The following is a 9040-nucleotide window of genomic DNA, read 5'->3' as shown; positions in this document are numbered from 1 at the left end:
GTAGTGTGGGGCATCGAGGGCCTCCTGGTGGTTGGTGTAGACGTCGCAATCCACACCGATACCGGAGGCCCTCTTTGTGTGTGTCAGCCGGGTGGGTGTTACCAACCTCTGTGGTCAGTACATCTAGTTCCGAGTGGTCCCCAACGCCATGTAGTCGTACATCGAGTAGCCCACGTGGTAGTACGCGTTGGTCAGGTTCGGGGGCCGGTACAGCACCGTCCGCTCGAACACCGCCGGAAGGATCGCCGCCTGCTCCATGGCCCGCTGGTCGATCTGCGTGTAGATCGAGGCGCGCTCGTCGGGGTCCTCCACCGTGACGACCTCGTCGAACCACGCGTTGATCTGGTCGTCGTCCAGTTCGGAGACGTTGGCGTTGCCCGCGTCCTGGATGGCGTCGCCGTCCAGGATCTTGCTCATGAACCCGTAGCCGCTGGGCCAGTCCGGCGCCCACCCGTACACGGTCAGACCCAGGTCGTTCTCGTGCACGAAGGACGGCGAACCGGCCTGGGTGTTGGTGTAGGTGTCCGACGGGTACTGCCTGATCCGCACCTCGATCCCCACCCGCGCCAGTGCCTGCTGCAGGGCCTCGGCCGTGCTCACGTCGGCGGGACGGTCGGAGCGGGCCCCGACGGAGGTGGAGAACCCGTCGGGCTCACCGCACTCCTCCAGCTTCTGCCGGGCCATGTCCAGATCACCCGCGTTGTCCTCCGAGGGGTAGGGGTTGATGCTCGGATCAGCGCCCGGCAGCGCACCGGGCATGATCTGGGTGGCGATGTCGCCGCCGATGTCGCCTCCCCACGCCCGTTGCAGCGCGTCGCGGTCGGCCGCGTACATGATCGCCTGACGGCAGGCCGGGTCGTCCAGCGGCTCCAGGACGGTGTTGATGTTGACGTAGCGCAGGGTGCTGCTCTGCGGGTTGTCGACGCTGTCCCGCTCGTTCTCGTCGGTGATCAGGGTGCCCTTCATCGCCGGTCCCACCCCGGTCCCGGCCAGGTCGACGTCCAGCTCCCCGTTGACCAGGCGCTGGTCGATCTCGTTCTGGTCGACTCCCAGCTCCACCTCGATCCGGTCCGGCAGCGCGGCGCGGGTGGGGTCGGTGGAGGCGTCCCACTGGTCGTTGCGCACCAGGTCCAGGGACACGCCGGGCCGGTACTCGCCGTCGAACTTGTAGGGCCCCGAGGAGACGACACGGCTCTGGTACCGCTCGCCGCGGTCGGCCTCGGGCGGGACCGGCGCGGTCTGCGGCTGGATGAGCACGTAGGGGAACTCGGCGAAGCTCCTGTCGAGGTGGAAGACCAGGGTGTGGTCGTCCGGTGTCTCGATCCCGTCGAATCCGGCCAGCGGCTCGCCCTCGCTCGCGTAGGGGCCCTCGTAGTCCTCGCTGTCGGCCAGCAGGTCCTGGAAGTACTTGGGGCCGTTGGGCAGCGCCTGGGCGCCGAAGTTGCTGCGCGCGATGGCGTACTTGACGTCCTGCGCGGTGATCTCCGACCCGTCCTCGTAGGTGAGGCCCGGCTTGATGCGCACCGTCCACTCGGTGAAGTCCTCGTCGGCCTCGGGCATGGCCTCGGCCAGGTCGGGTTGGAGCTCGGTGCCCTCCTCCCCCGGCGCCCCGGTGTAGGTGAGCAGGGTGCGCGCGTAGTAGCGGCTGAAGTTCCAGCTGAACGCGTAGTAGGTGTTTCCGGGGTCGGGCGAGTCGAAGTCGGAGGAGACCGCGTAGCGCAGGGTGCCGCCGGTCTGGTCGGAGGGGTTGACGATCGAACTCTCGCCCTCGTTGAACTCCGCGTCGGTCTCCCCTCCTCCCCCGCCGCCGCCCGCACCACCGCAGGCGGCCAGCAGCAGGGCCGCGGCCGCCCCCAGCGCCAGGGGCGCGCTCACCCGGCCGCGCCCGCGGCGGCGCCGGGAGGGGTCCGCGTGTGTGAGGTGATGGGTGGTCACTCTGCCTCCTGGTCGGATTCGCTGCTGGGGCCGTGCGGCGCACGGCCCCGGGACACGGGGAGGACCCGGGCACGCCCGCCCGGACCCGTCAGTCGGAGGAGCGGGGGTCGAAGGCGTCGCGCAGCCCGTCACCGAAGAGGTTGAAGGCCAGGACGGTCACGAAGATGGCCAGTCCGGGGATGATCACGAAGTGCGGGGAGGTGGTGTAGAAGCGCAGGGCGTTGTCCAGCATGCCGCCCCAGGTGGCCATGGGCGGGTTGATGCCCACGCCCAGGAAGCTCAGGGCCGCCTCGAACAGGATGTTCGTGGGGATGAGCAGGGTGGAGTAGACCAGGATCGGTGTGAGGAGGTTGGGCAGGATCTCGCGGAAGACGATGTGGGCGCTGCCCGCGCCGAGGCTGCGGGCGGCCTCCACGAACTCGCGTTCCTTGAGCGTGAGGGTCTGCCCGCGCACGATGCGGCCGATGTAGGGCCAGTTGAAGAACCCGATGATGAAGACCAGTACACCGATGCGCAGGTTGTTCCCGGTCAGGCCGAAGGCCCCGTCGGGGACGACCCCCACCAGGGCGATGGCGAACAGCAGCAGCGGGAAGGCCAGGAAGATGTCCATGGCCCGGCTGATGGCCACGTCGGTCCATCCGCCGAAGTACCCGGCGACGACCCCGAGGACGGTACCGATGACGACGCACACCAGGGTGGCGACCGTGGCGACCAGGAGCGAGGTACGGGCGCCGTAGACGATGCGGCTGAACAGGTCGCGGCCGTTGACGGGTTCCACGCCGAGCAGGTGCTGGGCACTGATGCCGCCCCAGGGGTCGAGTTCCCGGGAGGGGGCGGCGGGGTCGCGCAGGACACCGCCGGTGAGCGGATCGATCAGGTCCTGGTGGAACTGGTTGGGCGGGTAACCGAACCAGGAGGTGAGCAGCGGGGCGAGGAGCGCGACCAGGACGAGCAGGACGACGACGATTCCCCCTGCCATCCCGACCCGGTCCCCGCGGAACCGCTGCCAAGCGATCTGGCGCAGGGACCGGTTCGCCGCGCCCGCTCCCCTGGCGGCCGCCGCATCGGGCTCGGCGTGCTGGGACGACTCGGGCGCGTCCATCGGCGCGGTCATGTACGCCCCACTCCCGACCTCACCTCGCGTAGTAGGCCTGCTACGAGGAGTCTGCACAAGTCGCACCGGGGTTTCCAGCGTCCGCGCCGGTCACCCCGGGCCGCGCCGGACCGCGCCGGAGGGCCCGGGGCGGGGTTCCTACGACGTCGCGGGCTCCCCGTGCTCGACGACCGCGCCGTCGGCCAACCGCAGCTCCGACCAGGTCCAGTTACGGCGCAGCCACCGGTCGTGCGAGGCCACCACCACCGCGCCCGGTGCGGTACCCAGCGCCTCCTCCAGTTCCTCGGCCAGTGCCAGGGACAGGTGGTTGGTCGGCTCGTCCAACAGCAACACGTCCGGAGAGTGCCCCACCAGCATCGCGAGGGCCAGTCGACGCCGCTGTCCCACGCTCAGCGCGCCCACGGGCCGGTCCAGGTCGCGCGGTGCCACCAGACCCAGATCAGTCAGGCGCGGCACGTCCGCCCGTGCGCCGTTGAGCGCCTCGTAGAGCGCGCGCGGAGTTCGCTCGGGGTCGGTGAAGACCACGTGCTGCTCCAGCAGGGCGACCGACACCCCGCGCCGCCACAGCACCTGGCCCGACTCCGGTCGCAGTCGGCGTCCCAGGGCGTACAGCAGCGTGGACTTGCCCGCCCCGTTGGGCCCGGTGACCAGCAGGCGCCCGTCCGAGGGCACGTCCAGGTGCTCCAGGCGCAACCGGCCCGGAACCACCAGGTCCCGCAGTGTGATGGCGTTGCCGTCGGCCGGACCCGGGGCGCGGGTGAGCGGGACGGTGAACTCCAGCGGCCGGGGCGGCCTGCGCACCTGGTCGCGCTCCAGTTCCTCCAGCCGGCCCCGGGCGTCGCGCACCCGGCGCGAGACCTGCTTTTCGACGCGTCCGCCGCGGTAGTCGTGACCCATCTTCTCGTTGTCCTTGCGCGGAGCGTCGTGCGAAACCCGTCGGGCGGTGCCGTGCACCGACTCACGCAGGCCCCTGAGGGCGGCCTGCTCGCGTTGGTAGCGCTGTTCCCAGTGCTCCCGCTCCACCTGCTTCTCCCGCAGGTGGAAGGAGTAGGCGCCGCCGTAGTACACGGGCCCGTCCACGGCCGGGTCCAGGTCGACCAGTCCGGTGCACACCGCGTCCAGGAACACCCGGTCGTGGCTGGCCAGCACCACCAGGTCCGGCAGGCCCCGCAGGTATCCCTCCAGGAACTCCAGTGCCTGGTCGTCCAGGTGGTTGGTGGGCTCGTCCAGCAGCAGGGCGCGCGGTCGCCGGATCAGCAGGGCCGCCAGGCCCAGCCGCCCGCGCTGGCCGCCCGACATCCGCCCCACCGGCCGGTCCGGGGCGATCCCGTCCAGGCCCAGGCCCGCCACCACCAGTTCGGCCCGGCGCCCGGCGTCCCACACCTCCAGCCGTTCGGCCTCGGTCAGCGCCTCGGAGTACTCCCGCAGGACCCGCCCGTCCTCGGGCGAGCCGTCCAGCGCAGCCGCGCCGGCGTTCAGACGCCGCTCCACCTCACGTGCCGGTTCGAGGGCCTCGTCGACCACCTCGGCCAGGGTCGTCTCCGGGGGGTGGGGCAGCTCCTGGTACAGGAAACCGGTGTCGTCGGGGCGTTCTACGTGCCCGGCGTCGGGCTCCTCCCGTCCGGCGAGCAGCCGCAGGAGGGTGGACTTGCCGGTGCCGTTCTCCCCCACCAGGCCGAGCCGCTGACCGGGGGCGGCGTCCACGCTGATCCCGTCGAACACCACGTGCGCCCCGTAGGCCTTGGCCAGATCGCGGGCGCGCAGCAGCGGGGAGCCGCTCGGGGACGTCGGGGTCGTGCCGGGGAGAGTCATGGTGTGGGACCACCCTTCGTCTGGGGTGGGCCTCGATGCGCCCGGACGCGCGTGGTCGCGGTCTGTCCGGTGGACGACGGGAGTCGTCGACATCGAGACCGCACCACGGATCTTTGGAACTCGGGTACACGCCGAGCGGGGATACGGCTCCAGCCCGGTGGTGGGCGAGCCCCGCGCGCTCGGCGGATCGTCGGTCTCGATGTCAGTGACGCATGTTGGGAACCAGGCTAGCCGGACCCGTCCGGGGCGAGCAAGAAGTTTTCCCGCGCGTCCTGACCTGCCGGGGGCGGCGGGGCGGTGCCGCGAGCGCCGCGCCCCCGGGACGGGCCCCGGGCGGGTGCGCTCGCTGGCACTGGCCACATCCGGTCCCACCCCAGGCTTCGACGGCACCGCCGCGACCGGTGGTCGCCCGGATCCGGCACGCCCCTGGAGGCCGCCCGCGGGCGAGCCGGCGGCCCCACCGGCTCACCCGCGCGGTGGGGAACCGTACTCCGCGCCGGTCAGCGACCGCGCATGGACCGGTACCGCCGCACCAACGACACGGTGGAGGCGTCCAGACCGGGCACGTCGGCGCCCTCGGTGAGGGCGGGCTCGACCCGCTTGGCCAGGACCTTGCCCAGCTGCACACCCCACTGGTCGAAGGAGTTGATGTTCCACACCGCGCCCTGCACGAACACCTTGTGCTCGTAGAGGGCGACCAGCTGACCGAGCACCGACGGGCTGAGCCGGTCGGCGAGGATGGTGGTCGTGGGGCGGTTGCCCTCGAAGGTGCGGTGCGGAACCAGGTCCGCCTCCACACCCTCCGCGGCGACCTCCTCCGCGCTCTTGCCGAAGGCCAGTGCCTGCCCCTGGGCGAACAGGTTGGCCATGAGCAGGTCGTGCTGGGGCACCAGCCTCTCGGGCAGGTCGGGGGCCGGGTTGGCGAAGCCGATGAGGTCGGCGGGCACGAACCGGGTGCCCTGGTGCAGCAGCTGGAAGTAGGCGTGCTGGCCGTTGGTCCCCGGGGTTCCCCACACCACCGGTCCGGTCTGCCAGCTGACGGGCCGACCGTCGCGCTGTACCGACTTGCCGTTGGACTCCATGTCGAGCTGCTGGAGATAGGCGGGGAACTTCTCCATGTTCTGGCTGTAGGGCAGTACCGCGTGGCTCTCGGCGCCCATGAAGTTGCCGTACCAGACGCCGAGCAGGCCCAGCAGGAACGGCAGGTTGCGCTCGACGGGGGCCGTCGCGAAGTGGGTGTCCATCAGGTGGAAGCCGGCGAGCATCTCGCGGAACCTCTCGGGGCCCACCGCCACCATCAGGGACAGCCCGATGGCCGAGTCGTAGGAGTAGCGTCCGCCCACCCAGTCCCAGAACCCGAACATGTTCCGGGTGTCGATCCCGAACCCGGCGACCTCCTCGCCGTTGGTGGACACCGCGACGAAGTGCTTGGCGATGGCGCCGTCGTCGCCGTCCTTCACGCCCAGGCCGTCCAGCAGCCAGGAGCGGGCGGCGGTCGCGTTGGTGATGGTCTCGATGGTGGTGAAGGTCTTGGAGGCGACCACGAACAGCGTCGTGGCCGGGTCGGCGTCCACGAGCGCCTCGTGCAGGTCCGTGCCGTCCACGTTGGAGACGAACCGGAACTCCAGCCCGCGGTCGGTGTAGGGCCGCAGCGCCTCGTAGGCCATGGCGGGCCCCAGGTCGGAGCCGCCGATGCCGATGTTGACGATCCTGTGCACCGGCCGGCCGGTGTGGCCGAGCCACTCGCGGGCACGCACCCGGTCGGCGAAGTCGGCCATCCGCTCCAGGACCCGCTGCACCTCGGGAACGACGTCGTGTCCGTCGGTGCGCACGACCTCGCCCCGCGGCGCGCGCAGGGCGGTGTGCAGCACGGCCCGGTCCTCGGTGAGGTTGACGTGCTCGCCGCCGAGCATGGCGTCGCGCAGCTCCGCGACGCGGGTGGCCGAGGCCAGGTCGCCGAGCAGGCGCAGGGTCTCGTCGGTGACGAGGTTCCTGGAGTAGTCGACGTGGAGGTCACCGGCGTCGAGCGTGTACCGCCCGGCCCGGCCGGGGTCGTCGGCGAACAGCTCGCGCAGGTGGGCGGAGCCCCACCGCTCGCGGTGTTCGCGCAGTGCGGTCCACTCGTCCCGCTGGTCCAGGGGGACGGCCGCGTGGGCCCCTTCTCCGGTGTCCTCAGTGCGAGGGAGTGGTGTACTGGCAGACATCCGGCGACTCCTCGTCGTTCGTGGTGGTCCGTGTGCGGCCCGGTGCGGGCGGCGTGTGCGCCCGGTACGCACACCGCTTCCCGCACGGTCCCGCTCACACACAGAGTGCCACGAAAGCCGTCCGCCACGCGGTTCTCCACAGGCCGGACCGCCGACTTCCCGACCGGGCCGCGCAGGGACCGGGGACGGGCACGAACGGTGACGGTCAGTTCCCGGTGACGGCCAGGTCGGCGCTGAGCCAGCGCTCCACCCGCAGGACGTGCACGGTCGCGGCGGCCCGGGCGGCGTCCGGGTCGCGCGCCACGAGGGCCTCGTGGATGCGCTGGTGGTCCTCGCGGAGCTTGGCGGTGAGCCCGGCCTCCCGGTGCCCCGCCCACACGCGGGCGTTGAAGGTGTGCGAGGACAGGCCGTCGTGGATCGCGGCCAGGGTGGCGTTTCCGGTGCTGGCCACGATGGTCTGGTGGAATCCGAGGTCGGCGGTGGCGGTGTCGGTGCAGACGGTGTCGGGCCCGCCCTCCATCCGGTTCAACAGCGCCCCGATGCGGTCGAGGTCCTCGTCGCTGGCATGCGCGGCGGCCAGGGCGGTGGCGGCGGGTTCGAGCATGCGGCGCACCTGGAGGACCTCCAGCAGGGTCCGCCCCTGGGAGACCTCGGCCAGCACGGAGAAGGTCTCCAGCAGATCGGCCGGGCGCAGCGCGGTGACGTAGACGCCCGCGCCGTGGCGGGACTCCAGGACGCCGAGCGTGGTCAGGGCGCGGATGGCCTCGCGCATGGAACTGCGGGAGACCCCGAGCTGGGCGGACAGGTCGCGCTCGGTGGGCAGGCGCTCCCCCGGGCCGACCTGCCCGCCGGCGATCATCGCCTTGATCCGGTCGACGGCACGCTGGGGGACGGGAGTGCGCTCGCCGTCGGGATCGCTCACGTGGCTCTCCAACTCGTGTGTCGGTCGCGGGGGCGGGGCGTCCCGCGGTTCTGACCGGGCCACCCCTCACTCGAAAGAGATCATACCAATCTTCAACCAGGCCTCTCAAAACCTCCCTTTTTCTCCTTCTTCTTGCCCACAAGTCCCCTGACATGCAAAAGTGGTCGGACCACTACACGCTCGTGGCGAGCGATTCCACCGAGGCGGCACGCGAAGGAGCGGCCGCCCGGCGGCGGACCGGCCCCCGGGCGCCACCCGGCGGGGCACGAAGGAGGCACATGCGGGTCGCACTGTTCATCACCTGTGTCAACGACACACTCTTCCCCGACACCGGACGTGCCGTGGTGCGTCTCCTGGAGCGGCTGGGCCACGAGGTGGTCTTCCCCGAGGGCCAGACCTGCTGCGGCCAGATGCACTACAACACCGGCTACCGCCGGCCGGCCAGCCGCCTGGCGGTGCGCTTCATCAGGACCTTCGAGGGCGCCGACGCCGTCGTGGTCCCCTCCGCCTCCTGCGCGGCCATGGTCCGCGACAACTACCCGCGCCTGGGCGGCAGCGGCAGCCGCCTGTCCCGCAAGGTGGCCGAGCTCGCTCCGCGCGTGTACGACCTCACCGAGTTCCTGGTGGACGCGCTCGGCGTGACCGACGTGGGCGCCTACTATCCGCACAAGGTCACCTACCACCCCACCTGCCACGGGCTGCGCATGCTCGGCCTGGGCGACCGCCCCTACCAGCTGCTGCGCGCCGTGCGCGGCCTCGAACTGGTGGACCTGCCCGGAGACACCGAGTGCTGCGGGTTCGGCGGCACGTTCGCGGTCAAGAACGGCGACGTGTCCTCGGCCATGGGCGCGGACAAGGCCCGCCACGCCGTGGAGACCGGCGCCGAGGTGCTGTGCGCGGTCGACAACTCATGTCTGATGCACATCGGCGGCACCCTGTCCCGGCAGCGTTCGGGCATGCGGGTGGTGCACCTGGCCGAGATCCTGGCCAGTACCGAGAGGGAGGGCGCCCACGGGGTCCTGGAGGGGTCGGAGGCGGGTTCGTGAGGAACGA

Annotated in this window: 6 protein-coding genes; 1 reads left to right on the top strand and 5 read right to left on the bottom strand. The window is 71.4% G+C overall.

From position 1 onward, the window contains the following. Positions 1 to 123: 123 nt before the first annotated feature. The 5 genes from FYX01_RS13900 to FYX01_RS13880 all read right to left on the bottom strand — a co-directional run bounded on the left by FYX01_RS13900 (position 124) and on the right by FYX01_RS13880 (position 7987). Complete coding sequence (locus FYX01_RS13900) at positions 124 to 1935, bottom strand: ABC transporter substrate-binding protein (RefSeq protein WP_150241292.1); 1812 nt, start codon at positions 1933 to 1935, stop codon at positions 124 to 126. Positions 1936 to 2023: 88 nt separating this feature from the next. Beyond that, positions 2024 to 3049, bottom strand: coding sequence for an ABC transporter permease (locus tag FYX01_RS13895; protein WP_150241290.1), 1026 nt, complete (start codon positions 3047 to 3049; stop codon positions 2024 to 2026). 138 nt (positions 3050 to 3187) lie between these two features. Next, positions 3188 to 4861, bottom strand: coding sequence for an ABC-F family ATP-binding cassette domain-containing protein (locus FYX01_RS13890; RefSeq protein ID WP_150241288.1), 1674 nt, complete (start codon positions 4859 to 4861; stop codon positions 3188 to 3190). Positions 4862 to 5361: 500 nt separating this feature from the next. Beyond that, on the bottom strand, positions 5362 to 7065 hold the full coding sequence (gene pgi, locus FYX01_RS13885) for a glucose-6-phosphate isomerase (protein ID WP_150241286.1): 1704 nt from the start codon (positions 7063 to 7065) through the stop codon (positions 5362 to 5364). Positions 7066 to 7270: 205 nt separating this feature from the next. Beyond that, positions 7271 to 7987, bottom strand: coding sequence for a FadR/GntR family transcriptional regulator (locus FYX01_RS13880; protein WP_150241284.1), 717 nt, complete (start codon positions 7985 to 7987; stop codon positions 7271 to 7273). Between the two features lie 278 nt (positions 7988 to 8265). On the opposite strand from FYX01_RS13880, the gene FYX01_RS13875 reads away from it, so the two are divergent. Further along, positions 8266 to 9033: a (Fe-S)-binding protein gene (locus tag FYX01_RS13875; protein WP_150241282.1), complete on the top strand. Its 768-nt coding sequence runs from the start codon at positions 8266 to 8268 to the stop codon at positions 9031 to 9033. The last annotated feature ends 7 nt before the right edge of the window (positions 9034 to 9040 follow it).

Source organism: Nocardiopsis quinghaiensis (assembly GCF_008638365.1).
Lineage (GTDB): Bacteria > Actinomycetota > Actinomycetes > Streptosporangiales > Streptosporangiaceae > Nocardiopsis > Nocardiopsis quinghaiensis.
Note: the sequence above shows the minus strand (reverse complement) of the source record. Positions and strands in the feature narration are given on the sequence as shown.